Source organism: Stenotrophomonas sp. NY11291, from assembly GCF_023277365.1.
GTDB lineage: Bacteria > Pseudomonadota > Gammaproteobacteria > Xanthomonadales > Xanthomonadaceae > Stenotrophomonas > Stenotrophomonas geniculata.
Genome location: NZ_CP096975.1, coordinates 3,379,480 through 3,406,399, shown reverse-complemented (window position 1 = coordinate 3,406,399; position 26,920 = coordinate 3,379,480). Strand labels below are relative to the sequence as shown.

Genomic DNA, 26,920 nt, shown 5'->3' with positions numbered 1-26,920 from the left:
GCCGGGTCTGTCGGGGTGCTGCGATCAGGCGTGGATCAGAACTTGTACTTCAGACGCACGAACGGGGTGCGGCCGTACAAGTCGTACTGGGTCGCGAATGCCGCAATGTTGCCGTAGCGGGCATCGCTGACGCCGGTGGAGATCAGCGGCGGGGTCTTGTTGAAGATGTTGCTGACACCCACCAGGATTTCCCAGTCGGCCTGCGAGTAGCTGACCGATGCGGTGTGGTAAGTACGCGAATCGACCACGATGTCACGGTAGGAGTTCGGACGGCCCTGGTAGATGAAGACCGGATCCAGGTCGATGTCCTTGGTCTTGTGGATGTAGGTGGTCAGCCAGTTGAAGGTCCAGTCTCCACGGGTCAGGCTGAGTGCCAGGTTGCCCACAACCTTCGGACGCCCGATGTCACCAAGAAGCTCATTGGACGAAAGGCCACTTTCTTCGGCGCTGGAGAAGACCTGCTGGGTATCCTCGATGGTGTAAGTGACCTGGGTTTCGGCAGAGAACTTACCGAACGAGAAGTCGTGGTCGAAGTTCGCAGTCAGGTCGTAGCCGCGAGTGCGCTGCTTATTGATGTTGACGTACTGGTTGTACACATCAGTGATGTTCCAAGCCTCGTCGCCGGTACCGGGGTTGCGGACCAGCAGGCCGCAGAAGGCGTTCGGATACACCGCAGCGCCATAGCAACCCTTGACGATGTCAGCCGTGGTGATCTGGCCGATCTCGTTCTTCACCTGATAATCGAAGTAATCGATTGCCACACTCAGATTGGCAAAAGTGGGGGTGAAAACGATACCTGCGGTCTTGGCACGGGAGGTTTCCGGAATCAGCTGGCCTGCACCGCCGCCCGAATACACAGTTGCACTGCTGCCGGCGCCTGCGTAGTCGGCAGGAATGCCTGCCGCGGCACAGTTGCGCTGGTAGTTGGTGTTGGAGCTCTCACCCCAGCGGATGCAGGGGTCGATGCCGGTCTGTCCCAGGAAACCGGTCTGGTTGCCCAGATAGAGCTCATACAGGCCCGGAGCACGGTAGGAGGTGCCGATCGAGCCGCGCAGCCGCAGCGACGGAATGACCTGCCAGTTGAGGCCCACCTTCCAGACCTCGTCGGTGCCATCCACCGAGTCGTACTGGAATGCGCGGCCGGACGCGTTCAGGCTCAGCGACTCAATCGCCGGCAGGCCCTTCAGCAGCGGGACATCGAATTCAACAAATGCTTCCTTGACCCTGTCGTCGCCCTTGGTGACATTGGCCGAGCTCGAGCCCCAAAGGTCCTGTGCCTTTGACAGTTCACCCGGCTGATCATCGATCGAGTAGTAGCGGTACTCCAAGCCCGCGGCTACGCCCACAGCACCTGCCGGCAGCTCGAACAGGTCGCCGCTGACGACGGCATTGATCGTGGCCTGCTTGTAGATCGTCTTACCCCAATCCCACTGTCCCAGCAGATTACTGAGTTCATCGACTTTGGCCCCGCTCAGGTAGCCCGGATCGAGGTAGTTCAGTGTCGGCGCGTTGTCAGTGTAGTCAACGTCGCCGGTCTTGGAGGCCTGGATGCCAAAGTTGCCGTATTTGCCCTTGGAGTGGCTGAAGTTGGCATTGACTTCCCATGCCCAAGTGTCAGTGCCCTTGAACAGACCATCGAGCTTGGTGGCGCCGTAGAAGTAGTCGACCGTGACGTCCTGCTGTGACTTGAACGGCATGATCGGACGGATGACGCCGGTGAAGCCTGAACCTGCCGGTGCTTGGATCCGCGGGAAGAACTGGCGCCAGCGGAAGGATTCGGTCTCGCGACGGTTGAACAGCCACTGGGTCTTCCAGTTGACGGAGTCGAAGGCGAAATCGGTGGCTACGAAGACGCTCTTGCGCTCCTGCTGGTTGATGATCTGCTCTTCACCAAAGCGTGCGAAGTTCAGCGGCTCATCATAGTAGGCCTGGCCGCCGCCTGCGTAGGTACGGGTGGTACGCGGGCGATAGCCGGGCAGTGGGCCGATGGTGTTGCCTTCCGGTGAAGGAACATAACGGATGGCACCTACGTCGACGACGTTATGCAGCAGGTTGTTGCAGTTTGCCAGGTTGGTGCCGGCAGTGATCGAGCGATCCTGACGGTCGATGCGGTTGCCATCGGCATCCTTGACCAGATCATTGCTGCAGTTCAGGTAGTCACGGTCGTTGCGGTTCAGTTCGTAGTGCTTGTACCACTCTGCCGCAGCCACGATGCTGCCTTTCTCGAAGTTCCAGCCGTTGGCCAGCGAGGCAGCGAACACTTCGCCGCCGCCTTCGGTCGGCACGCGACCGGTGACGGTCAGCTCCGGGCGCTCGATGTTCTTCTTGGTGATCAGGTTGACCACACCGGCCACGGCGTCGGAACCATAGATGGAGGACGAACCGTCCTTCACGATCTCGGCACGCTGCAGGATGGCGGTGGGAATGACGTTCAGGTCGAAGGCGCCGACAGCACCACGGGTACCGGCCGGGCCGGGGCGCTGGCCATCGAGCAGCACCAGGGTGCGGTTGGCGCCCAGGCCACGCAGCGAAACCGTCTGCACACCGGTACCGCCGTCCACGACGAAGCCGCCGAACTGGTGGGTGATCTGGGTTTCGGCCGAACCGATGGCCGACTTCTGCAGGAACTCGGCCACGTTGACCTGGCCCTGCTTGGCATTGGTTTCGGCGTTGATGGTGAACACCGGCGAGGTGGTCTCGTAGTCCGCGCGGCGGATCAGGGAGCCGGTGACAGTAATCTTGTCAAGATCCGTCGCGCGCTGGGATGACGAGGAGGTGCTTGACGCCTTTGCTTCCTGCTGGGTGGATTCCTGGGCCAGAGCCGGTGCGACCTGCAGGCAGGCCAGCACAGCAAGAGTCAACGGGACGCGGCTTGGCTTGGTTTGGCGGTTGGCGGTGCGCATTTCGTTTTGATCCCCACTTGTTATGCTTCGGTTAATGGAGTGTATGTGTCGCGTAAAGTAAATGCAACATGAATGATAGGGATCCTTAACTTGTTGTTAGTAAGGGGAAATTCAGGGGTTCACGCATGAAAAAGCCCCTGCCGCGCGGGCAGGGGCTTGGAGGGAGATGCTGGATGCGGGGGAGAGATCAGAGGCCGCCGGGGCCGCAATCCTTGCTCAGGTAGTCGGCCATGAGCGTCAATGTCGTCCGGAAGTGCACGGGGTACCAGGGCATGCTGTGCGGCATGTCGGGGATCAGCTCGAACCGGGCCGGCACCTTGCCCTGTACGCCGTTGTAGAAGTTCCTTGCATGGAAGGACGGCGTGCGTACGTCACGGTCGCCGACAAACGTCAGCAGAGGAAACGTGGCCTTCGCGGTGTTCTGCATCGGGTCCATGCCCTTCACCGTGCGCCCCTGCAGGATGCGTTGCAGGCGGTTCTGGCTCCAGGAGGTGCCCAGCCGGCCAAGATCGGTGACCGGGGCACCAGCGATGGCGCACTGATAGGGCGATGGGCTCCGGACCGTTGCAGCGGCAGCCGCGAAACCGCCATAGGAATAGCCGAAGATCGCGATGCGGTCCTTGGCGGCGATGCCTTGCGAGACCAGCCAGGCAGCGCCGTCGTCCTTGTCGTCCTGCATCTTCTGGCCCCACTCGGCGTCACCTGCCAGCCAGAGCTTGCGGCCAAGGCCAGAGCTGCCGCGGTACTGCGGGCGCAACACGGCATAGCCTCGCGAAGTGAAGAACGGTACCCAGCCTGATGCATCCCAGCCGGTGTAGTCGCGCGCCCACGGCCCGCCGTGCGGATGCACGAGTGCCGGCAGCGGGCCGTCGCCCTGCTTCCAGCCCGGCGGGAGGTCCAGAATCGCCGGGATCTGCAGGCCATCGCGTGCGGTGTAGGTCACCCAGCGTTGTTCGCCAATCTGCTTGCTGTCCACCCAGGGCCGCTCATTGCCGAGCGGCACGACATCCTTGCGATCGGCCAGGATGAAGTAGCTCTTCGGGTTGCGGTTGCTCTCCGTGGTGAACAGGACGCGCGAAAGGTCGTCGTTGTAACCGGTGATGTAGACGCTCAGGCCGGGATAGGCTTTCTGCAGGCCCTCCTGCAGGGCTTTCATCTGCGGATCCACGTACACGGCCTGCCGCTGGGGGCCGTCTATATAGAAGCCGAGGACCTGGTTGAAGTTGCTCTTGCGCGTGCCCAGGATCAGTGAACTGATCGAGAAGGATGGATGGGCGGCCAGGGGCTCCTTGTCGAATTCCTTCTTGGCGGGATCGTACAGTCGCGCCTGCACCAGGTCAGAGAACTGGTCGGTCAGCACGTACAGCTTGCCGCTGTCATCGTCTATGCCGACGATTTCCACCGTATAGCGTTCGCTCAGTCGGGTGGTCAGGGGGGCGTGCACTTCGAACTGGCCGGCGCTGTTCTTGATCAGAATGCGCTGTTCGAAATCGTCGGAGCCGGCGGATTCGACCTGGGTCTGCGTCAGGACTTCACCTGTCCGGGGGTGGAACAGGCCAGGTGATGTGCGCGAGCTGCCCTTGAACAGCAGTTCGGTCTGGCCGGTGCGCAGGTTGAAGCGGTAGTAGTTGGCCTGCAGCGTGGCTTCGTTGAGCTGACTGATGATGACCCTGTCTGCATCCAGCGGCAGGCCATGGACCAGCGAGGCGGTACCCGCAAGTTCGAGGCAGCGAAGGGTCTCGGGGCTGACCCCGAGCGTGCGGGTGTTGTTGGCGAAAGCCTCGTCGAACTTGGTCTGGGTGGCGTCGGTGAGGTAGGCCTTGGTCAGGAAGGTCTTGGTGGCTCCCGTACTGTTGCCTTCACCGCAGCCGCCGAGTTTTCCTGTCCATTCCTGGCGTCCGATGACGAGGTTGCGTCCCGCCTTCAGTGCGCTTGCCGCGATGAACTTCATCCGGTCACCGGATGGCGTGATGGCGACTGGACCGGCGCCGAGGTTGTCCAGGTTCCAGTTGGCCAGAGCGGTATCACTGTTGTTGCTACCAGGCGCGGCGACGATGGCCACCAACTGCTTGCCGTCGGCGCTCATGGTGACCGACTGGATGGTTGGGATCTTGGCGAAATCCTCGGCTGGCAGAGGGCTTGCTAGGGCAGGGGCAATGCACAGCGCCGCCAGAGCGGCGGCGCCAAGGCGGGCGGGGGTCAAGCGCAGTTCCATGGTCGGCAGGGTCCTTGTGGCGGGCACATCAACATGACCTGAAGATGAACGAAGGCGTGGGGTTAGTCAACTTGGCGTGAAAGCCCTGTGGATTTGTCCTGCCGGGGGAGTAAGCCCAAAGAAAGACCCCGCCGGGGCGGGGTCTTCGGTGTGGCGAGGGCGGAGATCAGTTGCCGCCGAACTCGTACTTGGCCTGCACGTAGATGGCACGCCCGTAGGCGTTGTACAGGTAATTGTTGTACGGCTGGCCGCTGGTCCCGGCGAAGCTGAAGCGCTGGTTGTCCGGCATCTTGTTGAACACGTTGTTGACCATCAGCGACAGGGTCAGGTTGTCCAGCGCGCGATAGTTCACGCTCAGGTTGTAGGTGGTGTAGGACCCCCACTTGCCTGCCTTGTAGCCGGAGCTGTGGACGTAGTCGTAGCCATTGCCCACGTAGGCCATGTAGTTCGGCGTCTTGCCGATGTAGTTGGCATACAGGGTGGTGGTCCACTTGTCCTTGGCCCAGCCGACCGAACCATCGGCGCGCACCTTGGCGTACGAGTCGTATACCCACATCGCGTACGGGTCACGCAGCAGGTCCAGGAACTCATCGCCCGGCTGCGGCTGCAGTTCGCGCTTGAGCATGTCGGTGTAGTTGCCCGAGAACTGCAACGAACCGAAGCGGCCCATGTCGTGCACGTACTTGAAGCTGGCGGTCAGCGCTTCCAGGTTCTGGCGGGCGACGTTCATCTTCGGGGTGTAGATCTCGTCCAGCACGCCGGACGCATCGCGGGTGATCCAGTCGTCGACGTTCTGGCAGCTGGCCGAGGTGTTGTTGGCCTGGCCGCCACGGCAGTAGTACTCGGCCAGCAGCAGCTGGTCGGAGCTGAGCGTATCGACCTCGTTCTTGATCTTCCAGTTGTAGTAGTCCACCGACAGCGACAGGTTGTTGATCGGTGCCCACACAACACCTGCGTTCCAGACGTCGGCGGTGATCGGTTCCAGGTCCGGATTGCCGGCGCGGGTGCCGAATACCGAGACGCTGTCATACGGGCAACCGGTGGTGTTGGCCGGGTCGTAGCCCAGCTGGCCGCAACGGTAGTAGTCGGTGGAGCCGTTGGCATAGTAGCCGCTGCGGCCCTGGAATGCGTCGGACAGGGTCGGCGCGCGGAAGGCAGTGCCGTACTTGCCGCGGAACAGCAGGCTCTCGATCGGGCGGAACTCGATGCCGATGCTGTAGGTGGACTTGTCGACGGTGTTGCTGCCGATCTTGAAGGCGTCGTAGCGGCCGGAGCCGGTGACTGTCAGCGTGTCATGCAGCGGCAGACGCAGCTCACCGGTCACCGCATAGTTGCTGCGGTGGCCGGCGCCGGAGACCGCCGTGGTGCCCCAGACGCTGCCATCCATCAGGCCCGGATCGGGGCTGTAGTCCCAGCCTTCACTGCCACCTTCAACGACCACGGCCAGGCCGGCGTCGCCGCCCGGCAGCTTGAACAGTGAGCCGTTGGTGACCTGTGCACGGGCCAGGTTCTGCCAGGTACGGCTCTGGCTGTAGCTGTAACCGGTGAAGGTCTGGAAGTCTCCGGCCGGCAGCGGCGCGTAGAAGGCTTCCCAGTTCGGGCTGTAGATGTCGTAACCGGTGCTGGTGGTGCCCAGCACCGGGCCGAGCACGCGCTGTTCGAAGTAATCGTTGATCGGGTCATTCCAGCGCACGAAGTTGCGCTCGGTCAGTTTGTACTCGCCGCGGGTGAAGCTGAGGCTGTAGTCCCAGTTGCCGGCCGTGCCGCGGCCGCCCAGCGTTACCTGGTAGGCCTTGTTGCGGTCGGTGTTCATGATGTCGCGGTAGCCGGCGCCACCGATGTCTTCCGGGGCGAACACCCGCTGCAGGTTCATGTACTGGCCGCTGGCCTGGTCATAGAAGCGGCCCCAGCCGGACGAGGTACCCCACCAGGTGTAGCCGGAACCGGTCGCGTACTTGACCTCTTCCAGGCTGTACAGCGCATCGCCGAACAACTGGAAGTTGTCATTCACGTCGAAGGTGGCAGAACTGTAGATCTGCGCGCTTTCCTTGCCGTTCTTGATGGTCTTGTAGCCGGTGCCATAGGTGGAGCCACATGCCTGGCCGGTGGGCCGGGTGCCGAGCACCGTGGTGCCATCGAACTGCCCGGCCACATTGGCGCACAGGTTCGGGTCCATCATCGCGTAACGGTTGTTGTTGGCCGGCAACAGCACCAGGAAATCGTTGGAGACGTACTGCGGGCTGTAGCCGTCGGGATTGTTGACCTTGGTCAGGTCGCGCTGGTAACCCCAGATCGGGCTGGTCTTCTCATACTGCACGTTGACCAGCGCATGGAAGCGATCATCCACGCCATTGAAGCCGCGGGCGCCGCTGAGGCGGAAGCTGTTGCCGCCGCCTTCACTGTAGGCGCCACCACGTACGTTGAGGACGCCACCATCCATGCGTTCCTTGAGGATGATGTTGACCACGCCAGCGATCGCATCGGAGCCATACAGTGAGGACTGGCCGCCCGGCAGGATCTCGATGCGCTCGACGATGTCGATCGGAATGCCGCTGATGTTGTTGAACGTATCGCCGCCGTTGTACAGCGCCGGATACGAAAGCATCGGGCGACCGTTGATGAGGTACTTGGTGTAACCCGGGCTGAGGCCGAACATGCCGGCGGCTTCGGCGCCCTGGGTGAACGACGCCGAGGTCTGGCCGCCCTGCAGGCCACCCGTGGACAGCGAGGACTGCTGCAGGACATCGGCAACGCTGGTGAAGCCGCGGGTCTGGATGTCCTCGGCGGTCACGGTCAGGACCGGTGTGTGGTTCTCGATCTCGGTCTGCGGAATCAGCGACCCGGTGACCGTCACGCGGTCAAGCTGGGTCGGCGCATTGTTGCTTTGCGCCAGGGCCGTGCCGGAGGCGAGCAGCGTGCCGAGGAGGGCGAGGGTCAGTGGGTGGCGCGAGAGTGTGGAACGATGGCGAGACATGGAAAATCCCCGTAGTGAGATGTCTTGGCGACCGGCTTCCATGTCGGTTTAACGATCTGTTCAGTTGCATTCCATTCAGCCGGACCGTAACACGCACTTAACGCAGAGTGCACACGATCGTCATTTCGTCAATCGGCGTTTGGCCTGAAAAATGTCGGCAGATCAATGGTTAACGCCAATTGTTTTGGTGTGTTTCAAAAGATGGCGATATGAAGGTCAATCTGTCGTAGTGCATTTGCTGCTTCTGCATCAGTGCTTTACCGAAGGCTTCCTGGAACCAAAAAAAAGGCCCCGCCGAAGCGGGGCCTGGTCCAGACACGGAGTCCGGAAAACGACGGGATCAGAAGTTGTACTTGACCTGGGCCGAGATCTGGCGGCCGTAGACGCTGTAGAAGCCGTCGTTGAACGGGGTCGATTCGTTGCCCGGGTAGTTGTAGCGCTGGCCTTCCGGCAGCTTGTTGAACACGTTGTTGACCATCAGCGACAGGACCAGATCTTCCTGTGCCTGGTAGTTCATGCTCAGGTTGTACGTGGTGTACGAACCCCACTTGCCGGCCTTGGCGCCGGAGGAGTGGACGTAGCCGTAGCTGCGGCCGGTGTAGGCCAGGTAGTTCGGGGTGCTGCCGACGTAGTTGGCGTACACGGTGGTGGTGAACTTGGCGATGTTCCAGGCCACCGACAGATCGCCGCGGACCTTGGCGAAGTTGTCGTAGTACCACATGTTGTACGGGTCGCTCAGCAGGTCGAGCTTGGCGGCGCCCGGCATCGGCTGCACTTCACGCTTCAGCATGTTGGTGTAGTTGCCGGAGAACATCAGCGAGCCGAAGCGGCCGATATCCTGCTGGTACTTGGCCGCCACGGTCACCGCTTCCAGGTTCTGGCTGGCAACGTTGAGCTTCGGCGTGTATACGCGGGTCAGGTTGCCACCGGCGTCGCGGGATATCCAGTTGGTCACGTCACCGCAGCTGGCCGAGGTGTTGTTCGGCAGGCCGTTGTGGCACTGGTACTCGGCCAGCAGCAGCTGGTCCGAGCTCAGGGTCTTGACCTCGTTCTTGATCTTCCAGTTGTAGTAGTCGGCCGACAGCGAGAAGTTGCTGACCGGGGCCCACACCACACCTGCGCTCCAGACATCGGCGGTGATCGGCTTCAGGTCCGGGTTGCCGGACTTTTCGCTGTACACCGAGGTGTTCTTGTAGAACGAGCAGGCCTCATCACGCAGGCCATAACCCATCTGGCTGCAGCGGTAGTAGTCGTTCTGGCCGGACGAGTACGAACCGCTCATGCCCTGGAAGGCATCGGACAGGGTCGGTGCGCGGAAGGCGGTACCGTACTTGCCGCGCAGCAGCAGGCTCTCGATCGGACGGAATTCCAGGCCGATGCTGTAGGTGGCCTTGTCGACGGTCTTGTCGGCGATCTTGAAGGCGTCATAGCGGCCCGAGGCGCTGACGGTCAGGGTGTCGTGCAGCGGCATGCGCAGTTCGCTGGTGACCGCGTAGTTGCTGCGGTGGCCGGCGCCGGCGACGGCGGTGGTGCCCCACACATTGCCATCAACGAACGCCTGGTCCGGCGAGTAATCCCAGCCTTCGCTGCCACCTTCCAGCACGACGGCCAGGCCGGCATCACCGCCCGGCAGGCTGAACAGCGAGCCGTTGGTCACCTGCACGCGACCCAGGTTCTGCCAGGTCTTGCTGCGGTGGGTACCGTAGCCGGTGAAGCTGGCGAACTGGTCCGGGGTGATCGGCGAGTAGAAGGCCGCATAGTCCGGGTTGTAGATGCCGAAGCCGCCAGCCGAGGTGCCCAGGCGCGGGCCCAGCACGGTCTGGCCGAAGAAGTCTTCGATCTTGTCCTTCCAGCGCACGAAGCGGTTCTGGTCCAGGCGGTACTCGCCACGGGTGAAGCTGGCGCTGTAGTCCCAGTCGCCGACCATGCCCTTGCCGCCCAGGGTGACCTGGTAGGCACGGCTTTCGTCGGAGTTCATGATGTTGTTGTAGTGGCCCGGGCCGATTTCTTCCGGCGCGAAGGCGCGCTGCAGGTTCACGACCTTGCCCAGGCCCTGGTCGTAGAAGCCGCCCATGACCGACTTGGTGCCCCACCACAGGGCGCTCGAGCCGGAGGTGAACTCGGTCTTTTCCTTGCTGTACAGCACGTCGGCGAACAGCTGGAAGTTGTCGTTCACGTCGAAGGTCATCGACGAGTAGAACTGGCCGCTGTTCTTGCCGTTCTTCAGGGTCTTGTAGCCGGCGCTGTACACCGAACCGCAGGACTCGCCCGACGCGCGCTGGCCGACCACGGTGGTGCCGTCATACAGCCCGGCGACGTTGGCGCAACGGCTCGGGTCCATCATCAGCAGCTTGTTGTCAGCGTTGGTGATGACGGCGAAGTCGTTCGACGGAACCTGGGCGGTGTAGCCGACCGGGTTGTTCTGGCGGGTGATGTCGCGCTGGTAGCCCCAGATCGGGCTGCCGTTCTCGATCTGCACGTTGAACAGCGCATGGAAGCGGTCGTCGAAGGCGTTGATGCCCTTGGCAGCGCTGAAGCGGATGTTGCTGCCGCCGCCTTCGGTGTAGGTGCCGCCACGGAGGGTCATGGTGCCGCCGTCCATGCGCTCCTTCAGGATGATGTTGACCACACCGGCGATCGCGTCCGAGCCGTACAGCGAGGACTGGCCGCCCGGCAGCACTTCGATGCGCTCGACGATGTCGATCGGAATGCCGCTGATGTTGTTGAAGGTTTCGCTGCCGTTGTACAGCGCCGGATACGAGAGCATCGGGCGGCCGTTGATCAGGTACTTGGTGTAGCCCGGATTCAGGCCGAACATGCCGGCGGCTTCGGCGCCCTGGGTGAACGAACCCGAGGTCTGGCCGCCCTGCAGGCCGCCAGTGGTCAGCGACGACTGCTGCAGCACTTCAGCAACACTGCTGAAGCCGCGGGTCTGGATGTCTTCGGCGGTGATGGACATCACCGGGGTCTGGGTTTCAACCTGGGTCTGCGGGATCAGCGAACCGGTGACGGTGATCTTGTCCAGGTTGGTCGCCTTGTCCTGGGCCATTGCCGGGGCGGCGGCCATCAGAGCGGAAATCAGGGCGACGGCGAGCGTGTTGCGACGTGCGGTGTTGCTTACGTAGTTCATGTAGTTCCATTGGAGAGCAAAAACAAAAACGGCACTGCGCATGCGCCATCGCGCGGGCTGGAAATGCCAGCTCCGCAGCCCAAAACAGTGCGGGTCGAACGTAACATGAACTTAACAATCTGTGCACGAATCTGTAGCAATCCTGAATTTCAGTCAGGTTACGTCCAGCTTGTATGATGCTCGGTTATTCCCCCTGACCCCGCCGGTGCTCGTTGTGAACAGTTCTCCCCGCCGTCCCCATGCAAGCCAGGTCCAGAAGGGACTCACGCCGCATGCCCGCATCCGCAATGTGATCGCGGTTGGTTCGGGCAAGGGCGGCGTCGGCAAGTCGACCACCGCGGTCAATCTGGCCGTGGCGCTGCAGCAGCTCGGCGCGCGCGTGGGCGTGCTCGACGCCGACATCTATGGCCCCAGCGTGCCGGCCATGCTGGGCCTGTCCGGCCGTCCGGAAAGCCCGGACAACAAGAGCATCGAGCCGCTGCGTGCGTTCGGCGTCGACACCATGTCGATCGGCTACCTGATCGAAGAGGACACGCCGATGATCTGGCGTGGGCCGATGGCCACCTCGGCGATGACCCAGCTGTTCAACGACACCTTGTGGGACGACCTGGACTACCTGCTGATCGACCTGCCGCCGGGCACCGGCGACATCCAGCTGACCCTGACCCAGAAGATCCCGCTGGCCGGTGCGGTGATCGTCACCACGCCACAGGACATCGCCACGCTGGACGCGAAGAAGGCGCTGAAGATGTTCGAGAAGGTCGAGGTGCCGGTGCTGGGCATCGTCGAGAACATGGCGGTGCATACCTGCAGCAGCTGCGGGCATGTCGAGCACCTGTTCGGCGAGGGCGGCGGCGAGCGCATGGCCGCGCAGTACGGCGTGCCGTTGCTCGGTTCGCTGCCGCTGCAGATCGGCATCCGCGAGCAGGGCGATTCCGGTACCCCGATCACCGTGGCCCAGCCGGATTCGGTCCCGGCCCAGGCCTACCGCCATGCCGCGCAGCGCCTGATCGAGGAGGTTGGCAAGCGTCCGCGTGCCTCGATCCCGATCCTGTCGTCGCTGCTGTAAGTGCCCGGGCAGGGGCCGCCGGCGACGCCCGGCCCCCTGCTAGAATCCTCGCGCCCCCTCGTACCCCAGGACAAAGCATGAGCATCAAGAGTGACCGTTGGATCCGCCGCATGTCCGAGCAGCACGGCATGATCGAGCCGTTCGAGGCCGGGCAGGTCAAGCAGGCCAACGGCGAGCGCATCGTCAGCTATGGCACCTCCAGCTACGGCTACGACGTGCGCTGCTCGCGCGAGTTCAAGGTGTTCACCAACATCAACTCGACCATCGTCGATCCCAAGCACTTCGATCCGGGCAGCTTCGTGGATATCGTCGGCGATGAATGCATCATCCCGCCCAACAGCTTCGCGCTGGCGCGCACCGTGGAGTACTTCCGCATCCCGCGCGACACCCTGGTGGTGTGTCTGGGCAAGAGCACCTACGCGCGCTGCGGCATCATCGTCAACGTGACCCCGCTGGAACCGGAATGGGAAGGGCACGTCACCCTGGAATTCAGCAACACCACGCCGCTGCCGGCGCGCATCTACGCCAATGAAGGCGTAGCGCAGATGCTGTTCTTCCAGGCGGCCGCCGACGACATCTGCGAGACGTCGTACCGCGATCGTGGCGGCAAGTACCAGGGCCAGACCGGCGTGACGCTGCCGCGGACCTGAAGATTGCAGGCGATTTGTGAAGCCGAGCATGGCTCGGCTCTACATGAAGGAGGGCGGCGCAATGCGCCGCCTTCTTTATTTCCCGCGACCGAACAGCATCGCGATGCCGACACCCACCAATGCCACCGGCCACCAGGTCAGCAGCAGCTTGGACAGGTTCAGGTGCGTCCAGCCCAAGTTGCTGGCGAGCATGAACAGGCCGATCAGGATCAGCAGGACGGCGGCAACGAGGTTGAATCGCATCGGGTCGGCAAACGCTCAGGACTGGGCTGGATATCCTAGCCGTTCCTTCCAGTAGGCGACATGCTGGTCCAGCGCACCCGGCTCGTAGCGGTGCGCGGGGCCGCTGCCCCAGACCGGGCCCGGCCACGCGGGGTCGCCGTCATGGCGGCCGATCACATGGAAATGCAGCTGGCGCACGATGTTGCCCAGCGCACCGATATTGATCTTCTCCACCCCGTCGGCGCCCTTCAGGGCCTTGCAGGCGCGGTTGAGCTCGGTGCGCAGCTTGTCCTGCTGCTCGCCGTCCAGCTCGATCCACTCGGTCACCCCGGCCAAGCGCGGTACCAGCACCAGCCAGGGGAATCGTTCGTCGTTCATCAGCCGCACTTGCGACAACGGTCCTTCGGCCACCAGCACGCTATCGGTGGCCAGGCGTGAATCGAGTTCGAAATCGCTCATCCAAGATGCTCCGAGAAGAAGTCCAGGGTGCGTTGCAGCGCCAGGCTGGCGCTGTCTGGATCATACGCATGTCCGACCTCCCGGTTGAAGGCGTGGTCGGCCGGATAGACGAAGGTGGCCATCTGCGGCAGCTTCTCGCGATGGGCCTGGACCGCCTCCGGCGGGATGCTCTTGTCCTGGGCGCCGAAGTGGAAGATCACCGGGGCCTTGGGCGTCTCATCCAGGAACTGGACATTGCGCGCACCGTAATAGCTGACCGAGGGCAGGCCCAGGCGCAGGGCCGACAGCATCGCCACCGTGCCGCCCCAGCAGTAGCCCACCGTGCCGACCTTGCCTTGGGGCGCCAGCCGGGTGGCGGCTGCACGCACGACCTCCAGCGCCTTCTCCATGCCCAGTTCGGTCACCCGTTCCAGGCCCTGCTTCACGCCTTCGGCGTCATAGGGCAGGGCATCCGGATCGGCTTCTGCACCGTCGACCAGGTCGAAGAACGACGGCGCCAGCACCGCGTAGCCTTCGGCCGCGAAGCGCTCCGCTACGCCGCGGATGTGCGGGTTGGCGCCGAAAATTTCCTGCACCACCACCAGCCCGCCACGCGGGGTGCCCTCCGGCAGGGCCTGCCAGGCCCGTACCGGGCCGTGATGCGTATCCAGGGTGATCCACTCGGCCATCGTTTCCATCTCGTTGTGGGGAACAGAACGGCATTGTCGGTGCAGCGTGGGTTAGCGCGATGTCAGCGGCTGTGCGGGATCGGGCGGCTGGCCATTCAGAGCGCGGCCGCCAACCCCGGTATACTGGCGCCCTTTCAGGCCCCGGCCCCCAGGAACCCCTGCCACGACGGCAGGGGCCCAGGCCCCCAGAGTCCCGCTATTCCATGTCCCAGCTGAACCCCAAAGTCGGCTTCGTCAGCCTTGGCTGCCCGAAGGCCCTTGTCGATTCCGAACGCATCCTTACCCAGCTCCGCTCGGAAGGCTACGACATCGTGCCGTCCTACGATTCGGCCGACGTGGTGGTGGTCAACACCTGCGGTTTCATCGATTCGGCAGTGACCGAATCGCTGGACGCGATCGGCGAGGCGATGAACCAGAACGGCAAGGTCATCGTCACCGGCTGCCTGGGCAAGCGCCCGGAGCAGATCCGCGAGGCGTACCCCAACGTGCTGGCGGTGTCCGGCCCGCAGGACTACCAGAGCGTGATGGAAGCGGTGCATGAAGCACTGCCGCCCAAGCACGACCCGTTCGTGGACCTGGTGCCCGACTACGGCATCAAGCTGACCCCGCGCCACTACGCCTACCTGAAGATTTCCGAGGGCTGCAACCACAAGTGCAGCTTCTGCATCATCCCGTCGATGCGTGGCAAGCTGGTCTCGCGCCCGGTGGATGAGGTGCTGCGCGAAGCCGAGCGCCTGGTGCGGGGCGGCGTGCGCGAGCTGCTGGTGGTTTCGCAGGACACCTCGGCCTATGGCGTGGACGCGAAGTACGCCGAGAAGATGTGGCGCAACAAGGCCTACCAGACCCGCCTGAAGGCGCTGTGCGAAGGCCTGTCCGAGCTGGATGCGTGGGTGCGCATGCACTACGTCTACCCGTACCCGCACGTGGACGAGGTGGTGCCGCTGATGGCCGAGAACCGCATCCTGCCGTACCTGGACATTCCGTTCCAGCATGCCAGCCCGCGCATCCTGCGCCTGATGAAGCGCCCCGGCGCGGTCGAGAAGACCCTGGAGCGCGTACAGAACTGGCGCCGTATCGCCCCGGACATCACCGTGCGTTCGACCTTCATCGTTGGCTTCCCGGGCGAGACCGAGGCCGAGTTCGAAGAGCTGCTGTCGTTCCTCGACGAAGCGCAGCTGGACCGCGTCGGTGCGTTCGCCTATTCGCCGGTGGAAGGCGCCACCGCCAACGACCTGCCCGATGCGGTACCGGAGGAAGTGAAGCAGGAGCGCCTGGCCCGTTTCATGGAAAAGCAGGCGCGGATTTCCGCGGCACGCCTGGAAGCCAAAATCGGCACCGTGCAGCAGTGCCTGGTCGACGCCATCGAAGGCGATATCGCCGTGGCCCGCTCCAAGGCCGATGCCCCGGAGATCGACGGCCTGGTGCACATCCAGAATGCCGACCAGGTGCCGCTGCGCGTGGGTGAGTTCGTCGACGTGGAAATCACCGAGAGCGACGAGCACGACCTGTACGGTGACGCGCTGCCGGCCGCTAACCGCCCGGCATTCGATCTCAAGATGCTGTGACCACAGCGACGACCGCCGCCGGTGACGGCAGCGGTGTCCGCCGCTTCGTGCCGCCGCCGCGTGCGGCGGTCGATCCGCAGGTGTTCGCGCACCCGGTGTTTGCCGGATTGCGCGACGTTCGTGATCTGTTGGAAGGCCCGGAGTGGCCGTCCATTGCAGCGCTCGAGGCACGCCTCACGCTGCCCGGCAAGCACCTGGTCGAGCAGGATGCCGCGCTGCTGGCTGACGGCCTGCACTACGAAGCCCGCATCGCGCAGGGGCTTATCGCCACCCGCGCCGACAACTGGCACGACCTGTTCAATGCACTGGTGTGGGCCCGTTACCCGCAGCTCAAGCAGGCCCTCAATGTGCAGCAGTGCCGGCATATCGAGGCGATGCCGCCGGGCCAGCGCAACCGTGCGCAGGCCGCGTTGACCCAGTTCGACGAGACCGGCGTGATCGTGCGCGTGCGCGATGACTCGTTTATGCGTGCGTGGGATGGGCATGACTGGCATGCATTGTTCGAGCCAGCGCACTGGCTGAGCGGCGATATCGCCATCGCTGCGGTATTCGGGCACGCGCTGATGGAGCAGGCGCTGCTGCCGGAACGCCGTCTGGTGGGCAAGTGCGTGGTGGTGCGCGACGAAGTCGATGATGCCTGCGTTGACGCAGTGACCGCGGCCATCGCCGAGGGCAGGGCAGTGACCGATCCGCTGCAGCTGCGGCCCCTGCCATTGGCCGGTATTCCCGGCTGGCATGGCGTGCAGGATTCCGCCTTCTATCGCAATGCCGATTATTTCCGCCCGCTGCGTGCCGGTCGCCAGTATCCGTTGCCGCTGGTGGGGTTGCCGTTGTAGAGCCGAGCCCATGCTCGGCTGCGTTTGCCCATCAGCCGAGCATGGGCTCGGCTCTACAAAGGGCAGGCAGTCGAGCCATGCTCGACGCTACACAGGCTCGTACTCCACCCCGATCACCGCAAAGGTGAACTGCCCGCCGGGCAGCTCTACCGAGAACTCATCATCCAGCCGCTTCTTCAGCAGCGCACGTGCCAGCGGCGAATCGATGCTGATCCAACCCAGGCCTGCATCGGTCTCGTCCGGGCCGACAATGCGATAGCGGCTGGTGTCGCCACTGTCCACGTTCTCCAGTTCCACCCACGCGCCGAAAAACACCGCCTGCGGATCAGTCGGCGTGGTGTCGACCACGCGCAGCGATTCCAATCGCTTGGTCAGGTAGCGCACGCGACGGTCGATCTCGCCCAGCTGCTTCTTGCGGTAGGTGTACTCGGCGTTTTCCGAACGATCGCCTTCTGCGGCGGCTGCGGCCAGTGCCTTCACCACCTCGGGGCGGCGCACCCGCCACAGGTCATCCAGTTCGGCCTTCAGCCGTGCGTGGCCGGAGGCGGTGATCAGGGCCGTGCTTTTTTCTGCGGGGGGACGCCAACGGGACATGCGGTAAGACTTCTTTTCAAAGGAACGATGGGGTCGGAGCCCTTTCCCGTGGAAAGAGCTCTGACCCCAGTGGCGGTGAATCAGCGCTTGCCGCCGAAAATGCCGCCCAGAATGCCGCGCACGATCTGGTTGCCCAGCTTGGTGCCGACGGTACGCGTGGTCTGCTTGGCCATGGTCTCGATCATGCCCTGGCGGCGCTTGGTGCCGAAGATCGCATCCTTGATCGACTGGCCGAAGCCTCCCTCCTGCGCCTCGTCCTGCTCGCGACTGCGCGCGGCAGGTGCTTCGGCCTTCTCGACCGCCTTCTGCGCGCGCTGGGCCAGCAGCTCTGCTGCCGACTCGCGGTTGATCGCGGTGTCGTAGCGGCTGCCGACCGGGCTGCCGGCGCGCACCTGCGCGCGTTCGGCCTCGGTGATCGGTCCCATCCGGCAGCGCGGCGGCGCGATCATCGTCTGCTGCACCGGCATCGGCACGCCCTTGTCCTGCAGCGTGGACACCAGCGCCTCGCCGGTGCCGAGCTGGCTCAGCACCTTGGCCACGTCCAGCTTCGGGTTTGGTACGAAGGTCTCGGCAGCGGTCTTCACCGCCTTCTGGTCGCGCGGAGTGAAGGCACGCAGCGCGTGCTGCACGCGGTTGCCCAGCTGGCCGAGGATGTTGCCCGGCACGTCGTCGGGGAACTGCGAGCAGAAGTACACGCCCACGCCCTTGGAGCGGATCAGCCGAACCACCTGCTCGATGCGCTGCACCAGCGACGCGGGCGCGTCGTCGAACAACAGGTGCGCTTCGTCGAAGATGAAGACCAGCTTCGGCTTGTCCAGGTCGCCCACTTCCGGCAGCTGCTCGAACAGTTCCGACAGCAGCCACAACAGGAAGGTGGAGTAAAGCTTGGGCTTGAGCACCAGCTGGTCGGCGGCAAGGATGCCGATCATGCCGCGGCCGTCGTGATTGACCCGCATGATGTCGGCCAGTTCCAGTGCTGGTTCGCCGAAGAAATTCTCGCCGCCGTCCTGTGCCAGGCGCAGCACCGAGCGCTGGATCGCGGCGATCGACTGCGCGCTGACCAGGCCGTACTCGGTGGAGATGTCCTTGCGCTCCTCGGCCACCAGGCCGAGCAGGGCACGCAGATCGTCCATGTCCAGCAGCAGCAGGCCACGGTCGTCGGCCAGCTTGAACACGATGTCGAGCACGCCGGACTGGGTGTCGTTCAACTCGAGGATGCGCGCCAGCAGGGTCGGGCCCATCTCGCTGACCGTGGTGCGCACCGGATGGCCGAGCTTGCCGTACAGGTCCCAGAAAATGGTGGGGCTGGCGGCCGGCGCATAGTCGGCCACGCCGATCTCGGCAGCACGCGTCAGCAGGTTCTCGGCACCGGTGCCGGGAACAGCCAGGCCGGACACATCGCCCTTAACATCGGCCAGGAACACCGGCACGCCCAGCCGCGAGAAGCCCTCGGCCAGGGTCATCAGGGTGACCGTCTTGCCGGTGCCGGTGGCGCCGGCCACCAGGCCGTGGCGGTTGCCGAGTTTCGGCAACAGGGTGACGGCAATATCGTCGGTAATGCCTTTGCCGAGCAGAATCGGATCCATGGTCCAGCCCTTGTGGTGAATAGCCCAATGTTAACCGCCGGCGGTGACGGGCCGAAGGTCGGCTTGCCCGGACCTTGGCGGCGCCGCTACTCTGCCTGTCTGTTTCGCACACAGTGCCATCAATGCCCGTTCCTGTCCTGATTTCCCGCGGTTGGCCGCTGCTGGCCCTGGCCGGCCTGGTTTCCCTGGCGCCCGACGCCCATGCGCAGCGGGTTTCGGCCCGGGACAAGGTGAAGGTGGATGCGCTGCAGCAGCGCATGACCGTCGCCGAAAAGCGTTACAGCGACGCCCTGCTGCTGGTCGCCAATGCCGACCCCAAGGGCAGCAACGAGGCCGATGCCGCGCTGGAAGACATGGAAGATGTCCTCAACGACTGCGTGAAGCAGAAGGGCTGCCAGATGGGCACCCTGCTTGCCAGCTACAAGCGCCTGCTCAAGCACGACGCTGATGCCGCTGCCAGCGACGACGTGGCCGACGAGGGCGGTGACCGCCTGGAAGCCGACCCCGACCATATCGGCCCGCTCACCGCCGACGTGCCGGAGGCCGCGCGCGCCGCCGCGCTGCTCAACGACAAGCGGCATGCCTTCGACAGCATGGTCGAGTACAACCCGGCCGTGCAGGCCGGCATCCGCCGTTGGCTGACCGACATGCGTCCCGCGCTGCTGACCAGCTACGAGAACTACCAGAACCTGCGTGCGGTGATGTGGCCGGAGTGGGAGAAGCGCGGCCTGCCCGAGGCGCTGCTGTTCGGCATCATGGCCAAGGAGTCCAACGGCCGCGTGCATGCGTCCTCGCGCGCCGGCGCCGCCGGCCTGATGCAGTTCATGCCGGCCACCGGTCGCCGCTTCGGCCTCGGCCCGGACGGCACCGGCTTCGATACGCGCTTTGACGCGCGCAGCGCCGCCGAGGCCAGCGCCAGTTACCTCAACGAGCGTCTACGCGAGCTGAACAACAACGTGGAAATGTCGGTGGCCGCCTACAACGGTGGTGAAGGCCGTGCCGCGCGCGTGTTCAAGCAGAGTGCTGGCCAGAGCTTCTGGACCGACAGCGTCTACAACCAGTTCCCGGGCGAGACCAAGGACTACGTGCCGATGGTGATCGCCGCCGCCTGGATCTTCCTGCACCCGCAGCAGTACGGCGTGGAATTCCCGAAGATCAGCGCGCAGCCGGCCACGCTGCGCCTGGCCAAGTCCACTACCATCTACGAACTGACCATCTGCCTGGGCAGCCACGGCACCCGCGATGGCTACATGCGCGCGCTGCGCAACCTCAACCCGCGCTATGAAGCCGACGGCTGGATTCCGGCCGGCACGCTGATCAATGCCACCACCCGCATCGCCGGCCTGTACCAGCGCAACTGCGTCAGCGGCCCGCGTGCCGATCTGGCCCGCACGCTGATCACCGCCGATCTGAACGCAGCGATCAAGCGTCCGACCGCTGCCAGCTACACCGGCAGCGTGGCCGTGGGCGGTGTGGTGCCGGTGGCCGATGCCGCCGCGTCCACCAGCGTGCCGACCACACCGGCCGCTCCGGTAGCTACGCCGCGCCCGCCGGCACGGCCGAAGCCGGTGCGCAGCCACAAGGTGGGCCGGGGTGAGACCCTGGGCGCCATCGCCGCGAAATTCCAGTGCGACGTGCCGACCCTGGCCCGCGCCAACGGCCTGAAGGCCCCGGCCTACAGCCTGCGCCACGGCCAGACGCTGAAGCTGCAGGGCTGCGACAAGTAATCCTCCCGACCCCTGGAATCCGCATGGACCTCGAAGACACCCGCAACCTGTTCGCCAACCTCCGCGAAAACACCGACTGGGACATCACCGGCCCGTTGCTGTGGGGGTATTTCTTCGTGCATTCCACTGCTGAGCCGTTGCAGGTACTGGCTGAGCATCTGCAGGCGCAGGGCTACTCCTTTGTGGAACTGTTCGAGCAGGAGCCGGAAGAAGGCGACGCGCCGTTCCACGTGCTGCATGTGGAGCGCGTGGAGATTCACGACGAAGCCTCGCTGGACCGTCGCAACCAGGAGTTCGCGGCGCTGGCCGCGGAGAAGGGCGTGGAAGACTACGACGGCATGGACGTAGGTCCAGCCCCGGCCCTGCAGTAGCGCGCTTCTGGCTGTAGAGCCGAGCCCATGCTCGGCTTCCTTTGCCCACAGAAATGCATGACCGGTTGCAGCCAGCAGCCGAGCATGGGCTCGGCTCTACATGTACCTCAGCGCAGCGTCGCCAGCGCCTGGCCCAGCTGCACCGGGCTTTCGGCGCCCAGCTGCGGCGCGAACTCGGCCACGCCCGGCGGCAGCAGCACGATCACGGTCGAACCGTAGTTGAAGCGCGCCATCTCGGCGAAGCGCTCCAGCTGGATGCCCTGGCCGCGGTAATCCTTGCGGGTGATGCGGTCACCGTAGGCCGGGATCTCCTCACCGCTCCATACGGTCTCCACGCCGGACACCAGCAGTGCACCGACCATCACGCTCACCATCGGGCCGAAGCTGGTATCGAAGTGGCAGACCAGGCGCTCGTTGCGGGCGAACAGGCGCGGCACGCCGTTCACCGCGGCCGGACCGACGCTGAACAGGCGGCCCGGCACGTGCACGGTCTCGCGCAGGGTGCCGGTCCACGGCATGTGCACGCGGTGGTAATCGCGCGGCGACAGGTACACGGTGGCGTACAGGCCGTCGTTGTACGGCTTGGCGTCTTCGTCGCTGCCCAGCAGTTCGGCGGCGGTGAACGACTGGCCCTTGGCCTGGAAGATCCGGCCGGCCTCGATCTTCCCCAGCTGGCTGATGCGGCCGTCGGCCGGCATCACCAGGCTGCGCGGATCGGCATCGGCCACGCGCGCCCCCGGCTTCAGCGCACGCGTGAAGAACTGGTTGAAGGTGGCATAGCTGCGCGGGTCCGGGTTGGCCGCTTCGTCCAGGTTGACGTTGAACTTGCGGGTGACGGTGTCGATCAGCCAGCGCGACACGCGCGGATCGTCCGAGTACGCCAGCGAACGCGCCATCGAGGACAGCAGGCGGTGGGGCAGGGCGTACGTCAGGGCGGTGGTGAGGCTCATGGGGCGGTTTTCTCGGTCAGCTTCTGCAGGTCGCGGGCAATGGCCGGCGCGTTGAACGGGGGCCGCACCAGGCCGGCAAGGCGGCCCTGCGGGTCGAGCACGGCCAGGCTGGCCGAGTGCTCGACGGTGTAATCCTCAGGGTTCTCGTCGAAGTGCTTGCCCGGCACCTTCTGGAACACGAAACCCAGCGACGTGGCAAAGCGCTCCAGCGACGGGATATCGGCGGTGGCGGCCAGGGTGTCCTTGTGGAAGCCGTGCACGTACTCGCCCAGGCGTGTGGCGCTGTCACGGTCCGGGTCGACCGAGATGAACAGCACGCGCGGGCGCAGGCTGTCGGGCAGGGCCTCCCACTGGTTCTGCGCGCCGGCCAGCTCGGCCAGAGTGGTGGGGCAGACGTCGGGGCAGAAGGTGAAGCCCAGGAACACCAGGGTCCAGTGGCCCTTCAGCTCGCCCGGAATCAGGCGGGTGCCGTCGGACTGGGCCAGGTTGAAGTCGGGCAGTTCGCGCGGCTGCGGGTACAGCGTGATCGCTTCGGTGGCCGGGGCGTTGGCCGGTGGCTTCGGCGCGAACACCTGCTGGGCGGCCAGCAGGCCCAGGCCCGCCGCCAGGGCGATCAGCAGGATGATGCCGGCGTTGCGATTGAACATGGGAGCCCCCGCGCGAAGTGGGCTCCATCATACCGGCTGCGGCCCGATCGTTTCTGCCGCAACGGATGCCGCCGCGGGCGCCAGCCCCTATAATCGGGGGCCACTTTGCCCGCAGTACCGCCATGACCGCTGAAACGGCCGCCGAACTCCACACGATCATCGATCTGATCCGCTACGGCACCAGCCGTTTCAACGAAGCCGGGCTGACCTTCGGTCACAGCTACGACAATGCGCTGGACGAGGCCACCCAGCTGGTGCTGCACAGCCTGCACCTGCCGCACGATCTGGGCCCGGCCTATGGCCAGGCGCGCCTGCTGCAGGCCGAAAAGCTGCGCGTGCTGGAACTGTTCCAGCGTCGCATCGATGAACGCATCCCGGCCGCCTACTTGACCGGTGAGGCCTGGTTCGCCGGCCTGAGCTTCAAGAGCGACAAGCGCGCCCTGGTGCCGCGTTCGCCGATCGCCGAACTGATCGAATGCGGCTTCGAGCCGTGGCTGGCCGGCCGCGATGTCAGCCGCGCGCTGGATCTTTGCACCGGTTCGGGCTGCATCGCCATCGCCATGGGCCATTACTACCCGAACTGGGAAGTGGATGGCGTCGACCTGAGCGACGACGCGCTGTCGCTGGCCGAAGAGAACAAGGAACGCCTGCAGGCGCACAACGTCACCCTGCTCAAGTCGGACCTGTTCAACGGCCTGACCGGCCGCCACTACGACCTGATCGTCACCAACCCGCCGTACGTCACCAACGACGAGACCGATGCCCTGCCGCAGGAATACTCCTACGAGCCGGAGATGGGTCTGCGTGCCGGCGATGACGGCCTGGACCTGGTGCTGAAGATCCTGCGCGATGCCCCGCTGCACCTGAGCGAAGACGGTCTGCTGATCTGTGAAGTGGGCGAGTCCGAACAGCATCTGGTCAAGCTGCTGCCGGAAGTCGATTTCGCCTGGATCGAGTTCAAGGTTGGCCAGATGGGCATCTTCGCGGTCGAGTGCCGCGAACTGATCGCCCACAGCGCCCGCATCACCGAACTGGCGGCGCAGCGCCCGTGAGCTCCAATTCGTTCGGCAAGCTGTTCACCGTCACCACGTTCGGCGAGTCGCACGGGCCGGCCATCGGCTGCGTGATCGATGGCTGCCCGCCGGGGCTGGCGCTGGACGCGGCCGAATTCGCCCACGACCTGCAGCGTCGCGCAACCGGCAAGAGCCGGCACACCTCGGCGCGTCGCGAAGCCGATGAGGTCGAGATCCTGTCCGGCGTGTACGAGGGCCTGACCACCGGCACGCCGATCGCGCTGCTGATCCGCAACACCGACCAGCGCAGCAAGGACTACGCCAACATCGGCCAGCAGTTCCGGCCGGGTCATGCCGACTACAGCTACTGGCACAAGTACGGCATCCGCGACCCGCGCGGTGGCGGCCGTTCCTCGGCACGCGAGACCACCATGCGCGTGGCCGCCGGCGTGGTCGCCAAGAAGTGGCTCGCCGAGCGCTTCGGCGTGACCGTGCGTGGCTACCTGTCGCAGCTGGGCGACATCACGCCGGCCGGTTTCGACTGGTCGGCGGTGGAAGACAATCCGTTCTTCTGGCCGCACGCCGCACAGGTGCCGGAACTGGAGGCGTACATGGATGCGCTGCGCAAGTCCGGTGATTCGGTCGGTGCGCGCGTGGACGTGGTCGCCGACAACGTGCCGCCGGGCTGGGGCGAGCCGATCTACGGCAAGCTCGATGGCGAACTGGCCGCTGCGCTGATGAGCATCAACGCGGTGAAGGGGGTGGAGATCGGCGACGGTTTCGCCAGCGCAGCGCAGAAGGGCACCGAGCACCGTGACCTGCTGACCCCGCAGGGCTTCGCCAGCAACCATGCCGGCGGCATCCTCGGTGGCATTTCCACCGGCCAGCCGGTGGTCGCCTCGATCGTGTTGAAGCCGACCTCCAGCCTGCGCCTGCCGGGCCCTTCGCTGGACACGGCCGGCAACGTGGTCGAGGTGGTCACCACCGGCCGCCATGATCCCTGCGTCGGCATCCGTGCCACCCCGATCGCCGAGGCGATGGTGGCGATGGTGCTGATGGACCAGGCGCTGCGCCATCGCGCGCAGTGTGGCGATGTCGGCACGATCACCCCGCGCATTCCCGGGCAGATCGATGGCTGACACGCGGCCGACGGTGTGGGTGAGCCAGCCGCTGATCGACGCGGCCATCGCGCCGTTGCGCGATCGCGTACAGCTGCGCAGCACCGACACCGTCACCGCCTGGTCGCCCGATCAGATCGCCGAACAGCTGGCCAGCGCCGACGGCGCCATCATCACCCTCAACGAGCGCATTGGTGCGGCCCAGGTGGCCGACGCCGTACAGTTGCAGGTGATTGCCAATGTCGGCGTCGGCTACAACAACCTGGACGTCGACGCGCTCAGCGCGGCCGGCATCCTGGCCAGCAACACGCCGGACGTCCTTACTGAAACCACCGCCGATCTCGGTTTCGCCCTGTTGATGGCGACCGCACGCCGGATTACCGAGTCCGAGCGCTGGCTGCGCGACGGCCAGTGGCAGCAGTGGTCGTTCCAGACCATGCTCGGTGCCGACATCCATGGCAGCACGCTGGGCATCCTCGGCATGGGCCGCATCGGCCAGGGGATCGCCCGCCGCGGCGCACACGGTTTCGGCATGAAGGTGCTGTACCACAACCGCTCGCAGCTGCCCGCCGCGACCGAGGCCGAGGTGGGGGCCCGTTACGTTGACCTGGACACGCTGCTGGCGCAGTCCGATCACCTGCTGCTGGTGCTGCCGTATACCCCGGCCTCGCACCACCTGATCGATGCCGCCGCGCTGGCGAAGATGAAGCCGTCGGCGACGCTGGTGAACATCGCCCGCGGTGGCCTGGTCGATGAGATCGCGCTGGCCGATGCGCTGGCCAACGGTCGCCTTGCCGCTGCCGGCCTGGATGTCTACGAAGGCGAGCCGAAGGTGCGCCTCGAACTGCTGGCGCTGCGCAATGTCGTGCTGACTCCGCATATCGGCAGCGCCTCGCTGGCCACGCGCACGGCGATGGTACAGCTGGCCGTGGATAATCTGGTTGCCGGGCTAGGCCTGGACGGCGGCCTATCGCGCATGCCGAGCGCGATCAACGCTGACGCGGCGATGGCCGCGCGCGTGACTCTGGGCAAAAAAACCGGGAAACGATAGGGAACCTCCGCGCGCCCCGCTTGAGGAGGTTCCCCGAACCCAGCTGTCGTGCGTGTTTCTTCCCCATCCCCGTTTTCGTGAGAGTTTCCCCCATGAGCAATGCACAGCGCAGTTTCCACGTCGCCGTCGTCGGTGCCACCGGTGCGGTCGGCGAGACCATGTTGTCGATCCTGGCCGAGCGTGATTTCCCGGTCGGTACCCTGAGCGTTCTCGCTTCCGAGCGTTCGGCTGGCGGCGAGATCGAGTTCAACGGCCAGAAGGTCAAGGTCCAGGACCTGGCTACCTTTGACCCGAGCGGCGTCGAGATCGCCCTGTTCTCGGCCGGCGGCAGCGTGTCCAAAGAATACGCGCCGAAGTTCGCAGCAGCGGGCGCTGTGGTGATCGACAACTCCTCGGCCTTCCGTTACGACGATGACGTGCCGCTGGTGGTGTCCGAGGTCAACCCAGAGCAGGTCGCCAACCGTCCGCGCGGCATCATTGCCAACCCGAACTGCTCGACCATGCAGATGCTGGTGGCACTGGCACCGCTGCACCGCAAGTACGGCATCGAGCGCATCAACGTCTCCACCTACCAGTCGGTGTCTGGCGGCGGCCGTTCGGCAACCGAGGAACTGGGCAAGCAGACCGGCCAGCTGCTGAGCTTCCAGGAGATCGATCCGCAGCGCTTCCCGGTGCAGATCGCCTTCAACCTGATCCCGCACATCGATGACTTCCAGGACAACGGTTTCACCAAGGAAGAGATGAAGCTGATCTGGGAGACCCGCAAGATCCTCGGTGACGACAGCATCCTGGTGAACCCGACCGCGGTGCGCGTGCCGGTGTTCTACGGCCACTCCGAATCGGTGGCGATCGAAACCCGCGACAAGGTGACCGTGGCCGAAGCGCGCGCGCTGCTGGAACAGTCGCCGGGCGTTGAAGTGGTGGACCGCCATGAAGCCGGTGGTTATCCGACTCCGGTCACCCATGCCTCGGGCACCGATGCGGTGTATGTCGGCCGTATCCGTGAAGACCTGTCGCATCCGCGCGGCCTGAACCTGTGGATCGTGTCGGACAACGTGCGCAAGGGCGCGGCGTTGAATGCCGTGCAGCTGGCCGAGCTGGTCGCCGCCGAGCAGCGCTGATGGAGAGGCCGGGCAATGCCCGGCCTTTTCTGTAGAGCCGAGCCTACGCTC

At 64.8% G+C, this 26,920-nt stretch carries 21 protein-coding genes; 10 read left to right on the top strand and 11 right to left on the bottom strand.

Going from position 1 to position 26,920, the window contains the following annotated elements; genetic code table 11:
- Positions 1–35 precede the first annotated feature (35 nt).
- The 4 genes from M1L61_RS15970 to M1L61_RS15955 all read right to left on the bottom strand — a co-directional run bounded on the left by M1L61_RS15970 (position 36) and on the right by M1L61_RS15955 (position 11,222).
- Complete coding sequence (locus M1L61_RS15970) at positions 36–2,903, bottom strand: TonB-dependent receptor (protein ID WP_019338609.1); 2,868 nt, start codon at positions 2,901–2,903, stop codon at positions 36–38.
- Positions 2,904–3,090: 187 nt separating this feature from the next.
- Positions 3,091–5,118, bottom strand: a complete 2,028-nt coding sequence (locus M1L61_RS15965; RefSeq protein WP_248853770.1) for a prolyl oligopeptidase family serine peptidase — start codon at positions 5,116–5,118, stop codon at positions 3,091–3,093.
- Positions 5,119–5,284: 166 nt separating this feature from the next.
- The gene (locus M1L61_RS15960) at positions 5,285–8,092 is read right to left on the bottom strand and encodes a TonB-dependent receptor (RefSeq protein WP_049409174.1); all 2,808 of its coding nucleotides are present in this window, start codon (positions 8,090–8,092) and stop codon (positions 5,285–5,287) included.
- A gap of 340 nt (positions 8,093–8,432) precedes the next feature.
- Positions 8,433–11,222, bottom strand: a complete 2,790-nt coding sequence (locus tag M1L61_RS15955; RefSeq protein ID WP_010483016.1) for a TonB-dependent receptor — start codon at positions 11,220–11,222, stop codon at positions 8,433–8,435.
- Between the two features lie 214 nt (positions 11,223–11,436).
- Here M1L61_RS15955 and apbC point away from each other — a divergent pair, with 214 nt between their 5' ends.
- Together apbC and dcd are read left to right on the top strand one after the other, a co-directional pair.
- Complete coding sequence (gene apbC / locus M1L61_RS15950; RefSeq protein WP_026347084.1) at positions 11,437–12,291, top strand: iron-sulfur cluster carrier protein ApbC; 855 nt, start codon at positions 11,437–11,439, stop codon at positions 12,289–12,291.
- A gap of 77 nt (positions 12,292–12,368) precedes the next feature.
- A complete protein-coding gene (gene dcd / locus M1L61_RS15945; RefSeq protein WP_010483020.1) occupies positions 12,369–12,941 on the top strand; it encodes a dCTP deaminase in 573 nt (190 codons plus the stop codon).
- A gap of 75 nt (positions 12,942–13,016) precedes the next feature.
- On the opposite strand, the gene M1L61_RS15940 is transcribed toward dcd, so the two are convergent.
- The 3 genes from M1L61_RS15940 to M1L61_RS15930 are packed head-to-tail and all read right to left on the bottom strand — an operon-like array spanning position 13,017 to position 14,290.
- Positions 13,017–13,184, bottom strand: a complete 168-nt coding sequence (locus tag M1L61_RS15940; protein WP_005418011.1) for a DUF5668 domain-containing protein — start codon at positions 13,182–13,184, stop codon at positions 13,017–13,019.
- Positions 13,185–13,199: 15 nt separating this feature from the next.
- Positions 13,200–13,622 carry an HIT family protein gene (locus M1L61_RS15935; protein WP_010483023.1) on the bottom strand — a complete coding sequence of 141 codons (423 nt, stop codon included), beginning with the start codon at positions 13,620–13,622 and terminating at the stop codon, positions 13,200–13,202.
- Entirely contained in the window at positions 13,619–14,290 is a 672-nt protein-coding gene (locus M1L61_RS15930) for a dienelactone hydrolase family protein (RefSeq protein ID WP_248853769.1), read from the bottom strand. Before M1L61_RS15930 ends, M1L61_RS15935 begins: the two co-directional genes overlap by 4 nt.
- A gap of 203 nt (positions 14,291–14,493) precedes the next feature.
- On the opposite strand from M1L61_RS15930, the gene rimO reads away from it, so the two are divergent.
- On the top strand, positions 14,494–15,855 hold the full coding sequence (gene rimO, locus M1L61_RS15925) for a 30S ribosomal protein S12 methylthiotransferase RimO (protein WP_248853768.1): 1,362 nt from the start codon (positions 14,494–14,496) through the stop codon (positions 15,853–15,855).
- Positions 15,852–16,691: a DUF3025 domain-containing protein gene (locus M1L61_RS15920; RefSeq protein WP_191863469.1), complete on the top strand. Its 840-nt coding sequence runs from the start codon at positions 15,852–15,854 to the stop codon at positions 16,689–16,691. Before rimO ends, M1L61_RS15920 begins: the two co-directional genes overlap by 4 nt.
- 87 nt (positions 16,692–16,778) lie before the next feature.
- Here the strand turns inward: M1L61_RS15920 and greB are convergent, their stop codons facing one another.
- Positions 16,779–17,285 carry a transcription elongation factor GreB gene (gene greB / locus M1L61_RS15915; RefSeq protein WP_019336668.1) on the bottom strand — a complete coding sequence of 169 codons (507 nt, stop codon included), beginning with the start codon at positions 17,283–17,285 and terminating at the stop codon, positions 16,779–16,781.
- 80 nt (positions 17,286–17,365) lie between these two features.
- Entirely contained in the window at positions 17,366–18,871 is a 1,506-nt protein-coding gene (locus M1L61_RS15910) for a helicase HerA-like domain-containing protein (protein ID WP_248853767.1), read from the bottom strand.
- Positions 18,872–18,993: 122 nt separating this feature from the next.
- Here M1L61_RS15910 and M1L61_RS15905 point away from each other — a divergent pair, with 122 nt between their 5' ends.
- Complete coding sequence (locus M1L61_RS15905; RefSeq protein ID WP_099560512.1) at positions 18,994–20,598, top strand: transglycosylase SLT domain-containing protein; 1,605 nt, start codon at positions 18,994–18,996, stop codon at positions 20,596–20,598.
- A 23-nt stretch (positions 20,599–20,621) separates the two neighbouring features.
- Positions 20,622–20,969 (top strand): ribonuclease E inhibitor RraB, encoded by a 348-nt coding sequence (locus M1L61_RS15900; RefSeq protein WP_248853766.1) that lies wholly within the window; start codon positions 20,622–20,624, stop codon positions 20,967–20,969.
- A 107-nt stretch (positions 20,970–21,076) separates the two neighbouring features.
- On the opposite strand, the gene asd is transcribed toward M1L61_RS15900, so the two are convergent.
- Positions 21,077–21,919 (bottom strand): archaetidylserine decarboxylase, encoded by an 843-nt coding sequence (gene asd, locus M1L61_RS15895; RefSeq protein WP_019336666.1) that lies wholly within the window; start codon positions 21,917–21,919, stop codon positions 21,077–21,079.
- Positions 21,916–22,566, bottom strand: a complete 651-nt coding sequence (locus M1L61_RS15890) for an SCO family protein (RefSeq protein ID WP_010483041.1) — start codon at positions 22,564–22,566, stop codon at positions 21,916–21,918. Before M1L61_RS15890 ends, asd begins: the two co-directional genes overlap by 4 nt.
- 122 nt (positions 22,567–22,688) lie before the next feature.
- Here M1L61_RS15890 and prmB point away from each other — a divergent pair, with 122 nt between their 5' ends.
- The 4 genes from prmB (at position 22,689) to M1L61_RS15870 (ending at position 26,869) form a co-directional block, all read left to right on the top strand.
- On the top strand, positions 22,689–23,618 hold the full coding sequence (gene prmB / locus M1L61_RS15885; RefSeq protein WP_010483043.1) for a 50S ribosomal protein L3 N(5)-glutamine methyltransferase: 930 nt from the start codon (positions 22,689–22,691) through the stop codon (positions 23,616–23,618).
- On the top strand, positions 23,615–24,718 hold the full coding sequence (gene aroC / locus M1L61_RS15880) for a chorismate synthase (RefSeq protein WP_010483045.1): 1,104 nt from the start codon (positions 23,615–23,617) through the stop codon (positions 24,716–24,718). The genes prmB and aroC overlap by 4 nt, the downstream gene beginning before the upstream one ends.
- Positions 24,711–25,748, top strand: coding sequence for a D-glycerate dehydrogenase (locus M1L61_RS15875; protein ID WP_248853765.1), 1,038 nt, complete (start codon positions 24,711–24,713; stop codon positions 25,746–25,748). The genes aroC and M1L61_RS15875 overlap by 8 nt, the downstream gene beginning before the upstream one ends.
- Positions 25,749–25,840: 92 nt before the next feature.
- Complete coding sequence (locus M1L61_RS15870) at positions 25,841–26,869, top strand: aspartate-semialdehyde dehydrogenase (protein ID WP_010483049.1); 1,029 nt, start codon at positions 25,841–25,843, stop codon at positions 26,867–26,869.
- Positions 26,870–26,920: the final 51 nt, after the last annotated feature.